Origin of the sequence: Streptomyces luteolus, from assembly GCF_029968015.1 — a bacterium.
Classification (GTDB): domain Bacteria; phylum Actinomycetota; class Actinomycetes; order Streptomycetales; family Streptomycetaceae; genus Streptomyces; species Streptomyces luteolus.
In genome coordinates this window covers 173251-189083 of the sequence record NZ_JASCIS010000004.1, presented here as the reverse complement: position 1 = coordinate 189083, position 15833 = coordinate 173251, and the positions used below count along the sequence as shown (strand labels likewise).

The following is a 15833-nucleotide window of genomic DNA, read 5'->3' as shown; positions in this document are numbered from 1 at the left end:
TGAGGTGGCAATGTGATGCGTCGGCGCGGCTCAGCTCGTCGGCCGGCCGGCCGCCGCGGGGTTGTTCTTCGGCCAGGAGTCGAGGAGCCGGTCCACGGTGGCCTGGGCTTTGGCGATAGCGTCGGTGACCGTTCCGAGTGCCTGGGTGGTGCTCGCGCCCTCGTAGAGGATGAGCAGCACATCGACCAGCTCGTCGACGGCCAGGAACTCGGCCTCGTCGACGAATCGGGCCAGGTCCGCGCGGAGCGCCTCCTTGTGGCCCTGCACGATCGCGCGCGCAGGATGATCCCGGTGGGCCAGCTCGGCCGCGGCGTTGGCGAAGGAGCATCCGCGGAATCCCGGCTCACTGTGGCAAGTCGCCAGCGCGTCGAACACCGCGCGGATGCGAGCTTGCGGCTGCGGCCCCGCAGCGTTGCACGTCTCCGCAAGGAGTCGCCGCCAGCGGGCGTCACGCTGCTCCAAGTACGCGACGACCAGGGCGTCTTTGCCGCGGAAGTGTTTGTAGAACGTCATGCGGGCCACGTCGGCGGCCTCGATGATGGCATCCACTCCGGTGGCATCCACGCCGTGCGCGTAGAAGAGGTCGTCGGCGGCGGCAAGCAGGCGGCTCCGTGCGGAGGGCCGGGGTGCCGGCTCGAAGTGCAGCGTCATAGCCATGACTATACGGACCGTTCTATCTCCTGCATAGACGGAACGTTCCATCTGCCTGCCGGAGTTGCGCTTGGGCACCCGGTCCTGGCTCGCCGGCCTCGGTTCGCATACCGCCGGGCCTGCGTACCGGACACCGCTGCGGCGAGCACGCATGCCAGGCCTGCTCGCCGCAGCGATCGGGGAGCTGGACTCTAGAGACCAGCGACCCTGCGCAGCGCGTCCACGCGGTCGGTGGTCTCCCAGGTGAAGTCGGGCAGTTCGCGGCCGAAGTGGCCGTAGGCCGCGGTCTGGGAGTAAATCGGGCGGAGCAGGTCGAGGTCGCGGATGATCGCGGCGGGGCGCAGGTCGAAGACCTCGGAGATGGCGTCCTCGATCTCCCCGGTCGCGACCGTGCCGGTGCCGAAGGTCTCCACGAACAGGCCGACCGGCTCGGCCTTGCCGATGGCGTACGCCACTTGGACCTCGCAGCGCGTGGCCAGGCCCGCGGCCACCACGTTCTTGGCGACCCAGCGCATCGCGTACGCGGCACTGCGGTCCACCTTGGACGGGTCCTTGCCGGAAAATGCGCCACCGCCGTGCCGGGCCATGCCGCCGTACGTATCGATGATGATCTTGCGGCCGGTCAAGCCCGCGTCCCCCATCGGGCCGCCGATCTCGAACCGGCCGGTGGGGTTCACCAGGAGCCGGTAGCCGTCGATGTCCAGTTTGGCGCCCTCGTCTTCCAGAGCTGCCAGCTCGGGCTCGACCACCAACTCCCTGATGTCCGGGGCGAGCAGCGAGTGCAGGTCGATGTCGGCCGCGTGCTGCGTGGACACCACGACCGTGTCAAGGCGGACAGCCCTGTCGCCGTCGTACTCGATGGTGACCTGGGTCTTGCCGTCGGGGCGCAGGTAGGAAAGGGCGCCGTCCTTGCGTACGTGAGTGAGCCGCTGCGAGAGCCGGTGGGCGAGTTGGATCGGCAGTGGCATCAGGCTCGGGGTCTCGTTCGAGGCGTAGCCGAACATCAGGCCCTGGTCGCCCGCGCCCTGTTTGTCCAGCTCGTCGCCCTCCGCACCTGCGGCGGCACCCTCGACCCGCTTCTCGTACGCCGTGTCGACGCCCTGCGCGATGTCGGGTGACTGGGAGCCGATGGAGACGGAGACGCCGCAGGATGCGCCGTCGAAGCCCTTGGCGGACGAGTCGTAGCCGATCTCCAGGATCTTCTCGCGCACCAGCGTCGCGATATCGGCGTACGCGGACGTCGCCACCTCGCCCGCGACGTGCACCTGCCCGGTCGTGATCAGGGTCTCGACCGCGACCCGGGACGCTGGATCCTCACGGAGCAGGGCGTCGAGGATGGTGTCGCTGATCTGGTCAGCGATCTTGTCGGGGTGTCCCTCGGTCACAGACTCCGAAGTGAACAGGCGGGAGTTTGGCATGGGGTGTCCTTAGCTGCTTGAACCGTTGAACAGCCGTCAGCTGCTTGAACGTGGGATGGCTGTCGGAGCCCGGTCACATCACGCCGGGCTTCAAGGACGCGCAGTCGCAGTCGCGCTCGCCGGGGAGCAACGCGACCAGCTCGTCAAGCACCGCATTCAGGCGTCCCAGGTTCGCTGCGAACGCATCCATGACGTCGTCCTGGGTCACGCCGCTGCCTGCCTCGACGCCCGCGTCCAGATCAGTGACAAGCGACAAGGGGGTGTAGCACAGGCCCAGTTCGCGGGCGAGCACGACCTCCGGGTAGGCCGTCATGCCGATGGTCGACCAGCCTTGGGCGGCGTACCACTGTGACTCCGCCCGGGTGGAGAAGCGCGGCCCTTCGATGACGACCTGCACTCCTCCCTCGACCGGCGGCCAGCCCGACTTCTCGGCGGCCTGGACGGCCGTGCGTCGGCCGGACGGGCAGTAGGGGTCGGCGAATGAGGCGTGGGCGACGTCCGGGCAGTCGAAGTACGTCTGGACACGGCTCGTCGTGCGGTCTACCAGCTGATCCTGGATGACGAGGCTGCCCGGGGGAACCGACGGAGTCAGGCTGCCCACTGCGCCGACTCCGATCACCCGCTGTACACCCAGCGTGTGCAGCGACCAGAGATTGGCCCGGTAGTTGATCACGTGCGGGGCGTATTGGTGGTGCCGCCCGTGTCTGGGCACGAACGCCACTTGACGGCCCGCCAGTTCGCCGATGGTCACCTCGGCGCTGGCCCTGCCGTAAGGGGTGTCGGGGATCTCTTCGCGGCCGTGCGTGAACAGCGAGTACAGGCCGGAACCCCCGATGATGCCGATCTCGGGGCGGGGTGTCGTCATGTGATCTCCTCTTTTGTGTACGCGGTTGTCGCATCGGGCTTGTCACGGACTTGCTCGTGCGGCGGAGGGCGAGGCGATGGCCCGGGCCGCGCGGCGCAGCAGGTCGGGGTCCTTACAGAAGGCGAAGCGCGCCAGGTGCCGGTATTCGGCTGTGTCCTGGGCGAACACCGCAGTCGGTATGGCCACGACGCCACGGCTCAGCGGCAGCTCGCGGCAGTACCGCTCGGCCTCGGCCGGGTCGGAGCCCGCCGTGTCGGCCTGGAGGAAATAGCCGCCCTCCGCACGGAGCACGCCAAGCCCTGCCTCGGCCAGGCCCTCGGCGAGCAGGTCGCGCTGCCTCCGCAGCCGGCCGCGGAGGCCTTCGACCCACTCCTCCTCGTGGTCGAGACCGATGGCCACCGCGCTCTGCAAGGGGGCCGCGCCGGCGAAGGTCAGATACTGCTTGACCGACCGCAGGGCTCCGACGAGCGGCGCGGAGCCGCAGGCCCAGCCCACCTTCCAGCCGGTGAGGCTGAAGGTCTTGCCCGCCGACGAGACGGATATGGTGCGCTCGCGCATCCCCGGCAGCGAGGCCAGGGGGAGGTGCTCGGCGCCGTCATAGGTCAGGTATTCGTACACCTCGTCGACCACGGCGATGAGGTTGTGGCTGCGGCACACCTCGGCGATGTCGGCCAGCTCGCTGTGGGTGAACACCTTGCCCGTAGGGTTGTGCGGCGTGTTCAGGAGCAGCATCCGGGTGCGCGGTGACACGGCTCGGCACAGCTCGTCCGGTGCGAAGGCGAAGTGGTCTGCGGTGCGGCGGAGCGAGACCCGCCGGTAGGCCACTCCCGCCAGGTCGGCAGCCGCCTGGTAGGCGTCGTAGCTCGGGTCGAACCCGACGACCTCGTCTCCCGGATCGCAGAAGGCCATGACGGCGGCGGCGACGGCCTCGGTGGCACCGGTCGTCACCACGATCTCGTCATCGGGGTCGTAGCGCGCGCCGTAGCGCCGGGCGCGCTGCCGTGCGATGGCCTGCCGCAGCTCGGGCGCGCCGCCTAGCGGGGGGTACTGGTTGGCGCCGGAGGCCAGCGCTTTGCGCGCCTGGTCGATCATTGTGCGCGGGCCGTCTGAGTCCGGGAACCCCTGGCCCAGGTTGATGGCTCCGGTGTGCTGCGCCAGCTCGGTCAACTCGGTGAAGACGGTGGTCCCCAGGGCGGCCCGCCGGGCGGCCCGCGGGCCGCCCGGCGGCGCGGTAGCACCCCTCCTCATCGCGGTGCCGTCGCTCGGCTGTGCGTGGCGTCGGCGACGTCGAGCAGCCGGGGAAAGCGCGGGTGGCCGTTGGCCACCGCGGGATTCGTGTCCCGGCTGGTGTCTTGCCCCTCCGCTCTGGTCACCCATGCGGTGTTCCAGCCCGCTTCGCGTGCGGCGTCGAGCTCCGCCACGCTGTCCGAGGCAAAGAGAATGCTCCGGGCCGGGACGTCGATCTGGCGGGCGATGGTCCGGTAGGAATCCGCGGAGAGCTTGCCGCCGGCCGACCGGGTGTCGAAGTAGCCGGTCAGCCACCCGGTCAGATCTCCATGCTGGGTGTGGGAGAACAGGTCGCGCTGGGCCTGCACGGAGCCGGAGGAGTAGATGTGGATACGCGCTCCGCGGCCGTGCCACAGCCGTAAGGCGGGGAGGGTGTCGTCGTATACGTGACCGGTGAGCTCTCGGTTCGCGTAGCCCGCGGCCCAGATCAGCCCCTGGAGGTCCTTCAGGGGGCCGTATTTGCGGTCAGACTCCGCCCACTCCTGCAGAGTGCGTACGGTGGCCTGGTCGTCCTCGCCCTCAGGGCGGCCGCAGGCGCGGTCCACCTCGTCGAGGATCGAGCGTGTCCGCGCTTCGTGCCTGTGCCGGTTCACCCAGTCGGCCAGCCGGGCCTGCCCGTAGGGAAACAGGACCTCGGCCACGTATCCGACGGAGCTGGTAGTGCCTTCCACGTCGAGCACCACGGCATCCGTCATGTCAGGGCCTCGAAAGCGGAGTTGAGGTCGTCCAGGGTCGGGAAGCGGTGCGCGATGCTGGTCGGCAGGAAGTTCCCGACCCAGCCGTCCTCCTCCTGGAAGAAGCGGATGGCGGTGAAGTCGGGCGTGCTGCCCATGTCGAACCAGTGCACGGTGTTCGCAGGCACCGAGATGAGGTCCCCCGCCGTGCACACCATGGCGTAGACCCGTTGGTTCAGATGGAGGTAGAAGCAGCCGGAGCCGTCCACGAAGAAGCGGACCTCGTCCTCGGTGTGGAAGTGCTCGTCCAGGAACTTCGTCCGCGCCGCGCGGGCCTTCTCGGGCCACTGCGGATCCTCGGGATCCGGGCGCAGCCGTGCGACGTCGACAAGCCGATAGCCGCCCTCTTCGCAGATGCGGTCGACGTCCGGCCGGTAGGCGCCGAGGACGGTGTCGCTGTCCGCGGCGTTCGGCAGCGGGCGGGTGGCCTGCCACTGCTCGAACCGGACCCCGATGGCGCCGAGTTCCTCCCGGATGCGTTCCGCTGCCCCGGTGTGCAGCAGCACCCGCTCCGGCTCGTCGTCCGGCATCACAGACAAGTGTGTCACGGTGCTTCCTCGCTTTCCGGGCCGTCCGGGAGGGCGCGGCCGCCACTCGTCATCAGGACGAGTCGGCACAGCATTTCGACGCACTCGAGTCGGTTGACGGCCTCCGTCAGATCCCGGCCCCACGTGGTCACGCCGTGCCGGGAGATGAGCAGTGCGGGCACGGCGGGGGCGTTCCGGCCGGCGTCGCGTAGGTGTGCCGCCACGTCCCGGCCGATGCGTGGTACATCGGCCCAGTTGGCGAAGACTGGAACCGCCACGTGCGAGTGGTCCCGCACGCCGAGCCCTTTGGCCAGCTCCCACTGGTTGAACTCAGCTCGTCCGCCGACCGGAATGCCGGCGGACAGTGCGGTGGAGTAGGGCGCGTGGGTGTGCACGACGGCGTCGGCCTCGGGCACGGTCTGGTACACGGCCAGATGGATGGCCGTCTCGGCGGACGGCCGCTTGCTCTCCCCGGACAGCGGCAGGCCGTCCGGGGCAGACACGGCGACCGTGTCCCGCATGGACATGGTGCCCTTGGCCCGTCCACTGGCCGATATCACCACGCGTCCCTCGACCCGTACGGAGACGTTGCCCGCCGTGCCCGGCATCCAGCCACGCCGGAACATGTCACGGCAGGCGGCGGCGACCTGACCGCGCTCCAGCTCCACCCCGGTGCCACTCCTCGGGGAATCAGTGCTCACAGCCATCTGCGCTCCCGTGCTCACGGCGCGCCGAACGCCTTGGTGAACCAGTCATGGAAGGACGCACCGATGTGGTGCTCATGGGGTACGAGCACGCCGCCGGGCTCGTACACACGGGACTTCATGTTGACCTGGCAGCGCTCGCAAGCCTCGAAGTCCTGCTGGTTGATGCGGTGGAACAGCTCGACGGAGTGGTCGAGTTCGGGGCCCGAGTCGGGAACGTCCTTGGCGTAGAGCCAGTCGCATTCAACGATCGTCCGGTCCACCGAGACGGGGAACATGCGGTGGAAGATGACGTGGTCCGGGACGAAGTTGATGAAGACCTGGGGGTTGACCGTGACGCCCCAGTACTTGCGGTCCTGCTCCTCGGTGACGCCGGGGAGCCTTCCGAATCCGCCGGTGCCGTCGACGGTGAACGCCTCGGCGTCCTCGCCGAAGCTGATGCCCTTTCCTACGTAGTGCTGAGCCGCGTAGCCCTTCTTGTACTCGGTCACCACGCTGACGAACTCGGGGTGGATGGAGGCGCAGTGGTAGCACTCCATGAAGTTCTCCACCACGATCTTCCAGTTGGCCTTCACCTCGTAGCTGATCCGGCGGCCCACCTTGAGGTCGGGGATCGACCAGCCGTCGACGGCCGTTTCGTCACCGAAGCGCTCGGTCACCGTACGGATGACGGTGTCCTCGAAGGACGGCGGCTCCTCGGCGAGGCACACCCAGACGTAGCCGAGGTACTCGCGGACGTGGACCTCCTTCAGGCCCCATTCGATGGGGTCGACGTCCGGCATCCTGGCGATGTGCGGAGCCGTGACCAGCTTGCCGTCCAGGCCGTAGGTCCACGAGTGGTAGGTGCAGCGGATATTGCGCTTGACCGAGCCGAACTCGTCCGTGCACAGGCGCGTGCCGCGGTGTCGGCAGACGTTCAGGAAGGCCCTGAGCTCGCCGTCGTGCCCACGCACCGCGATCACGTTCTCCTTGCCGACCTGGGCGGTGCGGTACCTGCCGGGCGCGTCCACGTCGGATATGTGGGTGAAGCCGTACCAGTACTGGTGGAACAGCCGGTCCTGTTCCTGATCGAAGATCTGCGGGTCGCTGTAGTAGCGGCCGGGAAGGGTCGCCATCAGGCTGGCGGGCAGGCTGGGGGCCGTCATCTTTCGCGTCCTCTCTGTCGTTGTCGGTGCCACGTGAGTGCGGTGAGTCACTCTGTGTGCTCGGCGGACCACACGATGAGCGCGTCGTACAGCTCGTCACCGGCGATGGGGCACAGGCGACTTGAGGTCAGTCGCAGGCCTGCACCGCTGACGGCGGAGGCGATGAGGTCTTCGCTCAAGTAGGTGTTGTCGTGGCCCGCGGAGGCGACGTACTGCGCACTGCGGATCCAGTCCGCGCCGACGACCCGGCCACCGGCGCGTAGATGTTCCTTGACATGCCGGAAACACGCGCGGTAGCCGTCGACCGACGGGGAGAGGCCGAAGAGCCCGAACTCCGTGATGAGGTCGAAGCGCTGTCCGGTGAACGTGTCGGGCCATGACTGCATGGCGTCGAAGACGTGGTATCCGCTCATCCGTGCACGCATCTGATCGAGGTGTGCGGTGTCCTTGCCGTGGCGGTCGAGGACCTGACCGAATGCCCGGGGCACTTCCCCGCTCTGGGCGACTTCCCTCAGCACCGCGAGGGCCTCCGGCGCCGCATCGGTGCTCTGGATGGACCGGATGTCCGAGAGGGCGATGGACCAGAACAGGGTGCACGGCCCGGCGCCCAGGTCCAGCCAGTCACCGCTTGCTCCCGAGTCGGCGAGGGTGTCGAGGATATGCTCGGTCCCCATCCCGGGGCAGAAGTCGCCGACGAAGAAGTCGGTGAAGTAGGAGCGGTAATAGGCGAGTTGGTCGTCATCGAGACTCAGCGGGAGTGCGCTCATTTCCCTTCCCCTTGATCGGCAGCAGCCGGTCGAAGCAGCGTGATCATGCGTGCGGAGCCGGGCACCCACGGCGTGCCCGAGTAGTCACGGAGCATCCGCTCGATGCGCAGCCCCGCGCCGCCGACCAGCTTCTCGACCTGCTCACGGCTATAGCGGCGCAGCCGGATCGAGGACTGCCAGCGCTCGTGGACGGTGTCCCCTTCGCCTCTGCGGTAGGAGTAGTCGACACGCATGTGGGCGCCTTCGGCACGCTGCAGACGGGAGCGCTCAAGCCAGCCCGATGGCTGCAGTTGCCGGCGCCATTCGGTCACCGGCTTCCCGTCGGGAACTTCCGGATCGAAGTAGTCGGGCAGCGCGGAGCCGTCGCGGCCGTCCTGGCTGAAGCTGTACAGGTCGAGCAGGAGCGTGCCGTCCGGGGCGAGGTGCCGGGTCAGCCTGTCCAGGGCGCGTTCGGCGTCACCGGCCCCGGCCACCAGCTGGAACGCCTCCTGCGGGACCAGGATGAGGTCGAAGCGGCGGCCCAGATCCAGCTCGCACATGTCTCCCTGGACGGCGGTGAGCCGGTCACCGGCTCCGGCGGCCATGATGCGCTCCCGGACGCGCTCGACCATCGCCGGTTCCAGATCGGCACACGTCACCGCACGGCCGGTCGAGATGAGCCAGTCCGTGTTGCGGCCGGATCCGCAGGGTATCTCCAGGATCGACGTGACGGAGTCGGTGACGAGGCTGCTCAGAAAGGCCTGGTCGACCGTCGTGCGGTACTCCACCTCGTAGAACTGCGCGCGCTGTTCGTACCCCGCTTCCGGGGCGGCGCTGTCGGAGAGTGTCATGTCAGCGTGCCCCTGCCACGGCGGCGCCGCCATCGTGAACCATGTGCCGGCGGATCTCGTGGTGGGTCATCCGACCGCCTTCGGTGATCATTCCGTTGTCGGCGGTGGGCGCGGCGATGCCCTCGTGCAGGGAGTTCCCCAGCTCGATGAGGTACGGCGTGATCAGCGGGCTCACCGCGCGGGCCGCGGTGTGCGGGACCGAGCCCGGCATCGCGTCGATCTTGCAGTGCAGCACACCGAACCGCTCGTACACCGGCTCGGTGTGCGTGGTCTCACGATGGAACGTGGGCAGGTAACCGCTGCCGTAGCCGACCGTGACGTCGACGATCACCGAGCCGGCCTTCATCCGCCGGACCAGGTCCTCATCGATCATCGGCGGGGTGTCGTACGTCGAGATCAGGATGGCGCCGACCACCAGATCGGCCTGCTCCACCTCCTGTTCCAGGACGTCGGGGGTGTTGAGTCGGCACCTGACGCCCGGCGCCGAGGCCGCGTACCGGCGCAGGCGCTCCCGGTTGGTACCCAGGACCACGACGTCGGCGCCCAAGGCCTGGGCCGTACGGGCGGCGGCGGCACCGGCGTTGCCGTAGCCGATGACGACGACGCGCGGCGGCCTCACATATGGCACGTCCGCGAGGAGCACCCCCGAACCGCCCAGGTGGCTCTGCAGGTGATAAGCGGCGAAGAGAACTGCCAGCTTGCCCGAGATCTCACTGTCCGGAACGGCAAGCGGGAAGATACCCTCCGGCGTCTTGAAGAATTCGTAGGCGTACGCCCTGGTCCCCGACTCGAGGAGTCTGGCGGTGAGTTCAGGGTTGCCTTCGGCGTGGAAGAAGGCCCCCAGGGTGAGATCCTCTCGCAGGTACTGGTACTCGTGCGGCCCCGGCGCCTTGTACTTGAGCACGAAATCGCTCTCGCGCCAGGCCTGTTCGGTGGTGACGACCTCCGCGCCCGCGGCCTTGTAGTCCCGGTCGAGGACGCCTGTTCCGGCCCCGGCATCGGCCTCGACGAGAACGTCGAATCCGGCATTCCGGAATTCCCTCACCTGCTCCGGCAGAGCGATGACTCGCTTTTCCCCTGCCCGTGTCTCCTTGAGTACGGAAACGCGCTTACTCGCTGCCATTTTCCCTCCACGAATTCAACGTGCACTGTTGGCTCGGATCAGTCGGCGCCTCGCACGGAACCGGCCCCAGGAACGACCCGGGACCCGTCAGAGGAGTTCGCTCACACGTGGTTGATGCCGCGCTTCAGCTCAGCCACCTGCACGTGGTCGGGGTTGAACGCCTTGCGCAACACGGGAATCGCCTTCCGCGGATCGGAGTCGCCACAGGTGAACACGTCGATCGCCGCGTACCCGGTCTCCGGCCAGCAGTGAATGGACAGGTGCGACTCGCTCAGGACGGCCACTCCGGTCAGACCCTGCGGGGCGAAACGGTGCAGCTTCAGCTCCAGGAGGGTGGCACCGCAGGCCTCGACGGCGTCCCGCATAGCGTTGGACACGATCACTTCGTCATCGAGTGACTCGGCACCCCACATGTCGAGGGTGATGTGGATTCCGGCATAGGAGAGGCCGTAGTCATCCATCCGGTATTCGCCCGGGAGCTTCTCCACGGTCTCAGGCGCAACGGTCACGTCGGTCCTCCTGACTCGGTGGTGCACCGGTGACGGCGTCAACGGTGCTTATTCCGGGATGCGGAATCAATTATCCGTTTCCGCGCCCTGGTGCTACCGAACCAGCCCGCCCTAGTCGGCCCCTCCCGTTCCCCTAACGAACCGCTAACTGATCATTTCGGAAGGAGGTTCGCGGGCGGCGGAGGCATATCAGACTGCAGGCCAGTTCGGGATGCCCGGGCAGGCGCTGTCGTACATGGCAGCCTGGGAATCGAGCGACTCGACCTGGTGCGACTCCACTGCCCGCCGAACCCGGTCTACGCGGACGACGAGGTGTTCGACGCCCTTGCCGCGTTGGTCGAGGACGGGACCATCGCGGCATACGGAGCTGACCGGGGCTCCGGTCTATATGCGAAGCCGGTTCACCAACCACCTCGGAACGCTCAGACGGGCTTCGTCCACGATCGTCCGCAGCGCCGCGACGTTGGCGATCAGCCCTCTGGCCTCGTCCCGGCTGTACGTGCCCGCAGAAGCTGCACGCTCTCGTCCCGGACGCCGAGGATGAACTCGCCGGCGGCCTCCGCTTCGAAGCGCACCACGTCCGCGACCGGGTCCTCAACCCGCCGCTCTTCCGACTGACCGATCTTCCATCAGGCGGCGCCGTGCCACAGCCTGTTGATAAGAACCCCACAAGAGCACTCGCAACGGAGCGCTGCCCCTTGACCACTGATGCGCTCCGGGTACCGCTCTCCCAGCACCCGTCGGCGGCCACCTCCTTGTCCACCGGCCTGCACGCCCGCTGCGCACCCGTCCACCGGGCCCGATCATGGCGCTCCAAGCGGGTCGCGCCGCACCCAAGAATCGATCACGGAAAGAGCAAAGGCCCAGGTCAGAAGCTATCTATCCTGGGCCTTCCCGGAGCCCCCTGTCGGATTCGAACCGACGACCTACGCATTACAAGCGATCAAGCACCAAGATCCTTGATCAAGGCTCTGGCCTGGGACTTTCCCGCCTCAACGTCAGGATGGGGCTCCTGACCTGCTCCTATCCAGTCTCTTCCCGTCCCGCCGCGTCCCGCACCGTCAAGATCGCTCTCGGGCGGTCCGGCCAAACGACGGCCAAACGAAGGGCCTTCGGCCCAACGTGGGCCGAACATTTCGGTCGGGGTGAGGGCTGTCGAGCCGAGGGGAGGGCGATCATGTTCGACGCCGCAGGTGACGGAGGGGGCGGCGAAATCGGGGCCTACGCAGTGCCGTTCTGACACGCGCGTCTTCTCTACTCCCCCATGAAGCCTCGATTTGAAGTGTGCCCGAGAGCGGCGTGCTGCCGCTACTCGGGCCTGGCCCCTGCTCGGAGGTCGATGCCCTGGACTCGGGAGGGCGGGCGCTCGACTCGTTCGCGCTCGTCGCGATCTGCGGGACGGCGCGAGTGGCCCGGGGGCGTACGTGCGGCGGGGCAATGGGGACTGCGTGCTGTCGGCAAGCGCACTAAGGCTCGAAGGCGGGTGTCACGTTCATCCAGGTTCCCCCCAAGTTGTCCAGTGTGTTCTCATTCAGCCATTCTTGGACTCGCTGGGCGGCGGCCATGGTGTCGGTCCCGGGCTTCGGCTCGGCCACGAAGGGCTTGGCGTTCGCCAGAGAGGGCGCCTTACACGGGGTACGTCATGGTGGCGCTCTGTCTGTTCTGGATGAAGGGGGCGCGGGCTTTCCGATGGAGTCGCCCGCACCCCCGGGGCGGTGGGCCGGTTCAGCTGGCGTCAGGGGGTGCAGGCGATTTCGGGTTCGGTGGTGCGCGGCCGCTTACTGGGCGCCTTGATCGCGGTGTTTCCGCCGCGGACCTGAGCAGTCGCCGTCGTGGTGTTCTCCGGCTCCTTCTGGGTGCGCCTGGAGCGGGGCGCTGCAGTGGTCTTGGCGCCGCCGGTGGCTGGAGCTGCGGTCCGGCGCTTTCGAGGGCTCCGCTGTTTCCGGGACTCGGAGGTGGACGTGGTGGCCGAGCCGCTCTGTGGTGTGGTGTTCGTGCGGGAGCGTTTGCTGGGAAAGGAGCGCAGGGACGGGCGCTTGCTGTCGTAGGCAGGCAAGAGGCGGGTGCGGATCTTCTTGGCGGTGGCCGCGGCGGGCGACGTGTGGGTGAAGGTGACGCCGGCGTTGTAGCGGCTGCCTTCCGTGAGGTGGACACTGTTGGCTGCCATGACCTTGGCGTCGTTCTCGTTGGCGTACTCGCGGGGCGGGACATCGGCAGCCCAGGTCTGGACGGCTTGTCCGCGCCACAGGTGGCGCAGGCCGACGCGGCGGCCATCGGGGTGGGTGAGAAAGGCGACGGGACTGGTCACGCTGTCGGGGTCGACGGTCCAGCCGCTGCCGAGCTGTTCAGCGGTGTTCTCGGCGAACTGGCCGAAGTGGGCGAAGTCGATGGTCTGGTTCTTCTTGCTGTCGGGGCTCTTGGTGCTCACTGCTGTCCTTGTCGTTCGCTGCGGCGTACCGGGGTGGTCAGGTCATGCACCAGCCGGAGTCGCAGTCCGCGTCTTCGTCGTCTGCGAGCGGGAGAGGGGCGGTGTCCTGCGGGATGGCTTCATCGAGCGGGACTCCTCGCCGGGTCAGGTAGGCCGCGTCCCTGCCCAGAGAGATGCGGCGCTCGATCAGCGCAGCTTCGAGTTCCGCGGCCTGGGCGAAGAGGTCTGGTTCGTCTCGACGTAGCTCGTGCCAGGCCTTGATCGTTTTGAAGGGGCAGAAGTAACAGGCGCTCTTGGGCGGGACTCGGAGACCGGCGTTCTCGATGATCTGGATGCAGTCGGTTCGGCGTAGGCCGAGGTCAAGCAGTGGGTACTCGATCGCTTCGTACGGTTCGCTGCGCCGCCGGTTGGCCCGATGCAGTTCGTCGACCGAGATGCCGATGGCCACGGTGACGGGGTCCGTGGGCGTCGCTCCGTGCTCCCGGAGCCAGCGGCCGACTACCTTGATCTTGAAGTCGGCTGTGCAGGAGCGTCGCCCTGGGGCTCCGTTGCTCATCCGCACGGGGATGGAGATGGAGCGGGATTCTGGCCGGAGGAGCTGCTGACGGAGCGTTTCAGTGCGACCGTCTCGGCGTCGCCGTTCGAGGATCTCCAGCCTGAGACCGTGAGCTGCCGCGTAAGGCTGTGCTACCTCACGGACATAGCGGAGCGTTTCGGGGTGCTCGCTGTCGTCGCCCACGTTGGCGAACAGGAAGGTGTCGTACGGGATTTCACCCTTGGCAGCCAGGACGAGGAGCGAGGTGGACTGTACTCCGCCACCGTAGGAGACGATCTTCATGCGGCCGCTCCCTCGGCAAGGCGATCCAGAGCGCGAAGCATGCGGCGCGCCTTGTGCTCGAACTGAGCCTGTTCCACGACCGCGTTGCGGTGCCGGATGGTGTCAGCGCGCCTGGTGAGGGCATCGCTCAGTCCGCCGTCCTCTGTGGCGAGGGTGTTGCCGCACCAGATGGCGACCTTGGGGCCGAGGTCCCAGCTGATCGCGTTCACGGCGGCGCAGGCTGTGGCCAGGGGATCGACGTCGTTGCCGAGCCAGCGGAAGTCGTGCGGATCGAGGTCGCGGTCCCGCATGGCCTGGGCGACGGAGCGGAACATGCCGCCGCTGCCGATGGCCGGCTCTCGTACGGCCATGCCGGGTTGCGACGTCCCGTTGTCGATGAGTACGCGCGCCATCAGGTCGGAGAGGCTGGGAGGTGTGTGGTACTCGCCGCGCCACTTCTTGTCGCTCTTGTGCCGTAGGCCGGTGAGGAGGGGGCCAAGGATGTCGGCCTCGGCTCGGGCTGACGGATCGTCCTGGGCAGTGAGGTCGAACAGCCCGTTGTAGATCGAGGTGTGGATCACCGCCTGGACGGCACGGAGTTGGTGTTCATCTGGCTCCTCCTCCACCCAGTCGTGAAGGGGGCGAGCGACCTCGATGAGATCCGGTCGGTGCAACCATTGGACTCCCCAGATCTCCCGGAAGAGGGCGGGGAGTTGCACCGGCACAAGAGTCAGAAGCCAGTCGCTGACGAGGGGCTCCCTGAAGAAGGAGAGCGCAGCCACCGTGCCGAGCGGAATCTCCATGCGACTTCCGCCGTAGTGGCTGTACCAAGCGGCGATGACGTTCTCGGCGATCTCGTGGGCGAACCGGTTGGGGTCACCCGCGATGAAGAGGCTGCGGTCGCCGGGGCGACGTCGGCGGAGCTTGGGCTTCGCGGCTTCGGTCGCGCGCCGCTTCTCGCGTTCCTCCAGCTTCTGTTGCACCTCGCCGAAGAGGTCGTACTGCGTCACGCCCATCACCGGCCGATCGCCGAGGCGGCCGACGTGGGGACGATGACGTTCTCCCGGCTCCAGGCGCATCCGCTGAAGTCCAGGCATTCGGCATTTTGCTGAGCCGGTCTTGAGCCGACTGTGAAAGTGAGCATGGGTCTCTTTCCGATTCGTGGCATGGGTGGGAGCCCCGGGGCCGAGCCGCTCGCACCTGCGCGGCCCCGGGGAGTCAGGGGTTCGTTACGCGTATTCGGACTTCCAGGCGGTCACGTAGGCGCCGACCTCTTCGGCCAGAGGCCTCAGGGCGAGGTCGCCGGACGGGTCGCCTTCGGGCGTCGTCGTGTCGTAGATGACCTTCGACGTGCCGTAGGTGTTGTCGATGTGGACGGCGCTCCAGCCGCCGAGCTCCGAGCGGTCGTCGTGCCAGGGAAGCGAGTGGCGGCCCGCGATGGCGACGTACTGCTCTCCGTCGCCGGTGAGCTGGACGGTGATGTTCAGCTCGTTGCCGCACCAGTCCACGCCGACATCCGTGCAGTGTTCTTCGAGGGCCGCGATCACGTCCGCGTAGAGCGAGCGTGCTCTGTCCTCGTCGGCCTGGCGCAGGAGTTGGACGGCGCTGAGGTAGGTGAGGGTCACGATTCGCCCCCCTGGTCATAGGTGAGGTCCGGTGGGACGTGGCGCTCGCAGACGAGGGTGAGCGGTTCGCCTTCCTCTGGCAGATTGACGTCGAGGGTCTCCGTGGTTCCGCACAGCAGGCACTTCATGGTGATGGTGCGGACTATGCGGTGCATCCGTACGTGCGTCTGCCGGGGCAGGTGAAGACGGGGTCCGGCGCCGGGGAGCGCGATGTCCACGAGATGTACGTCGGGGGCGACCTCGAGGTCCTCGACCCAACGCACGACAAGAGGTGTCCTGGGTGTCGTGTCGAGGCTGAACACGTCGCCGGGGCGCAGCTCCCTGGCTTCGACAGGGCGGTCGAAGCTGATGGTGATCAGGGCGTTTCCGCTGCTGGTCATAGGTTCTCCTTTCCTTGGCTCTT

At 67.7% G+C, this 15833-nt stretch carries 17 protein-coding genes; all 17 read right to left on the bottom strand.

Translation table 11 applies throughout. The annotated features are described in order from the left end of the window. Positions 1-30 precede the first annotated feature (30 nt). A complete protein-coding gene (locus QIT00_RS05505; protein ID WP_282533944.1) occupies positions 31-651 on the bottom strand; it encodes a TetR/AcrR family transcriptional regulator in 621 nt (206 codons plus the stop codon). 191 nt (positions 652-842) lie between these two features. Then, positions 843-2069, bottom strand: a complete 1227-nt coding sequence (gene metK / locus QIT00_RS05500) for a methionine adenosyltransferase (protein ID WP_282533943.1) — start codon at positions 2067-2069, stop codon at positions 843-845. Between the two features lie 73 nt (positions 2070-2142). Beyond that, a complete protein-coding gene (locus QIT00_RS05495; RefSeq protein WP_282533942.1) occupies positions 2143-2934 on the bottom strand; it encodes an S-methyl-5'-thioadenosine phosphorylase in 792 nt (263 codons plus the stop codon). Between the two features lie 42 nt (positions 2935-2976). Beyond that, positions 2977-4182: an aminotransferase class I/II-fold pyridoxal phosphate-dependent enzyme gene (locus QIT00_RS05490; RefSeq protein WP_282533941.1), complete on the bottom strand. Its 1206-nt coding sequence runs from the start codon at positions 4180-4182 to the stop codon at positions 2977-2979. Then, on the bottom strand, positions 4179-4916 hold the full coding sequence (gene mtnC, locus QIT00_RS05485) for an acireductone synthase (protein WP_282533940.1): 738 nt from the start codon (positions 4914-4916) through the stop codon (positions 4179-4181). The genes QIT00_RS05490 and mtnC overlap by 4 nt, the downstream gene beginning before the upstream one ends. Further along, a complete protein-coding gene (locus QIT00_RS05480; RefSeq protein ID WP_282533939.1) occupies positions 4913-5503 on the bottom strand; it encodes a 1,2-dihydroxy-3-keto-5-methylthiopentene dioxygenase in 591 nt (196 codons plus the stop codon). The genes mtnC and QIT00_RS05480 overlap by 4 nt, the downstream gene beginning before the upstream one ends. Then, on the bottom strand, positions 5500-6189 hold the full coding sequence (mtnB, locus tag QIT00_RS05475) for a methylthioribulose 1-phosphate dehydratase (protein ID WP_282533938.1): 690 nt from the start codon (positions 6187-6189) through the stop codon (positions 5500-5502). Before mtnB ends, QIT00_RS05480 begins: the two co-directional genes overlap by 4 nt. 14 nt (positions 6190-6203) lie before the next feature. Further along, a complete protein-coding gene (locus QIT00_RS05470; RefSeq protein ID WP_282533937.1) occupies positions 6204-7331 on the bottom strand; it encodes an aromatic ring-hydroxylating oxygenase subunit alpha in 1128 nt (375 codons plus the stop codon). 47 nt (positions 7332-7378) lie between these two features. Then, positions 7379-8098: a class I SAM-dependent methyltransferase gene (locus QIT00_RS05465; RefSeq protein WP_282533936.1), complete on the bottom strand. Its 720-nt coding sequence runs from the start codon at positions 8096-8098 to the stop codon at positions 7379-7381. Then, a complete protein-coding gene (locus tag QIT00_RS05460) occupies positions 8095-8928 on the bottom strand; it encodes a class I SAM-dependent methyltransferase (RefSeq protein WP_282533935.1) in 834 nt (277 codons plus the stop codon). Before QIT00_RS05460 ends, QIT00_RS05465 begins: the two co-directional genes overlap by 4 nt. A 1-nt stretch (position 8929) precedes the next feature. Then, positions 8930-10051 carry an NAD(P)-dependent oxidoreductase gene (locus QIT00_RS05455; protein ID WP_282533934.1) on the bottom strand — a complete coding sequence of 374 codons (1122 nt, stop codon included), beginning with the start codon at positions 10049-10051 and terminating at the stop codon, positions 8930-8932. A gap of 101 nt (positions 10052-10152) precedes the next feature. Then, positions 10153-10560, bottom strand: a complete 408-nt coding sequence (gene speD, locus QIT00_RS05450) for an adenosylmethionine decarboxylase (RefSeq protein ID WP_282533933.1) — start codon at positions 10558-10560, stop codon at positions 10153-10155. Positions 10561-12295: 1735 nt separating this feature from the next. Beyond that, positions 12296-12988 (bottom strand): hypothetical protein, encoded by a 693-nt coding sequence (locus QIT00_RS05440; protein WP_282533932.1) that lies wholly within the window; start codon positions 12986-12988, stop codon positions 12296-12298. Positions 12989-13025: 37 nt separating this feature from the next. Beyond that, positions 13026-13826: an adenine nucleotide alpha hydrolase family protein gene (locus tag QIT00_RS05435; protein WP_282533931.1), complete on the bottom strand. Its 801-nt coding sequence runs from the start codon at positions 13824-13826 to the stop codon at positions 13026-13028. After that, entirely contained in the window at positions 13823-14815 is a 993-nt protein-coding gene (locus tag QIT00_RS05430; RefSeq protein ID WP_282533930.1) for an N-6 DNA methylase, read from the bottom strand. The genes QIT00_RS05435 and QIT00_RS05430 overlap by 4 nt, the downstream gene beginning before the upstream one ends. Before the next feature lie 219 nt (positions 14816-15034). Continuing rightward, positions 15035-15430 carry a hypothetical protein gene (locus QIT00_RS05425; RefSeq protein ID WP_282533929.1) on the bottom strand — a complete coding sequence of 132 codons (396 nt, stop codon included), beginning with the start codon at positions 15428-15430 and terminating at the stop codon, positions 15035-15037. After that, positions 15427-15810, bottom strand: coding sequence for a hypothetical protein (locus QIT00_RS05420; protein ID WP_282533928.1), 384 nt, complete (start codon positions 15808-15810; stop codon positions 15427-15429). Before QIT00_RS05420 ends, QIT00_RS05425 begins: the two co-directional genes overlap by 4 nt. Positions 15811-15833 lie beyond the last annotated feature (23 nt).

What these genes read in the sequence shown, in the direction of transcription:
- QIT00_RS05505 (WP_282533944.1), bottom strand. Translation starts at nt 651, where the DNA reads ATGACGCTGCACTTCGAGCCGGCACCCCGGCCCTCCGCACGGAGCCGC.
- metK (WP_282533943.1), bottom strand. Translation starts at nt 2,069, where the DNA reads ATGCCAAACTCCCGCCTGTTCACTTCGGAGTCTGTGACCGAGGGACAC.
- QIT00_RS05495 (WP_282533942.1), bottom strand. Translation starts at nt 2,934, where the DNA reads ATGACGACACCCCGCCCCGAGATCGGCATCATCGGGGGTTCCGGCCTG.
- QIT00_RS05490 (WP_282533941.1), bottom strand. Translation starts at nt 4,182, where the DNA reads ATGAGGAGGGGTGCTACCGCGCCGCCGGGCGGCCCGCGGGCCGCCCGG.
- mtnC (WP_282533940.1), bottom strand. Translation starts at nt 4,916, where the DNA reads ATGACGGATGCCGTGGTGCTCGACGTGGAAGGCACTACCAGCTCCGTC.
- mtnB (WP_282533938.1), bottom strand. Translation starts at nt 6,189, where the DNA reads ATGGCTGTGAGCACTGATTCCCCGAGGAGTGGCACCGGGGTGGAGCTG.
- QIT00_RS05470 (WP_282533937.1), bottom strand. Translation starts at nt 7,331, where the DNA reads ATGACGGCCCCCAGCCTGCCCGCCAGCCTGATGGCGACCCTTCCCGGC.
- QIT00_RS05465 (WP_282533936.1), bottom strand. Translation starts at nt 8,098, where the DNA reads ATGAGCGCACTCCCGCTGAGTCTCGATGACGACCAACTCGCCTATTAC.
- QIT00_RS05460 (WP_282533935.1), bottom strand. Translation starts at nt 8,928, where the DNA reads ATGACACTCTCCGACAGCGCCGCCCCGGAAGCGGGGTACGAACAGCGC.
- QIT00_RS05455 (WP_282533934.1), bottom strand. Translation starts at nt 10,051, where the DNA reads ATGGCAGCGAGTAAGCGCGTTTCCGTACTCAAGGAGACACGGGCAGGG.
- QIT00_RS05435 (WP_282533931.1), bottom strand. Translation starts at nt 13,826, where the DNA reads ATGAAGATCGTCTCCTACGGTGGCGGAGTACAGTCCACCTCGCTCCTC.
- QIT00_RS05420 (WP_282533928.1), bottom strand. Translation starts at nt 15,810, where the DNA reads ATGACCAGCAGCGGAAACGCCCTGATCACCATCAGCTTCGACCGCCCT.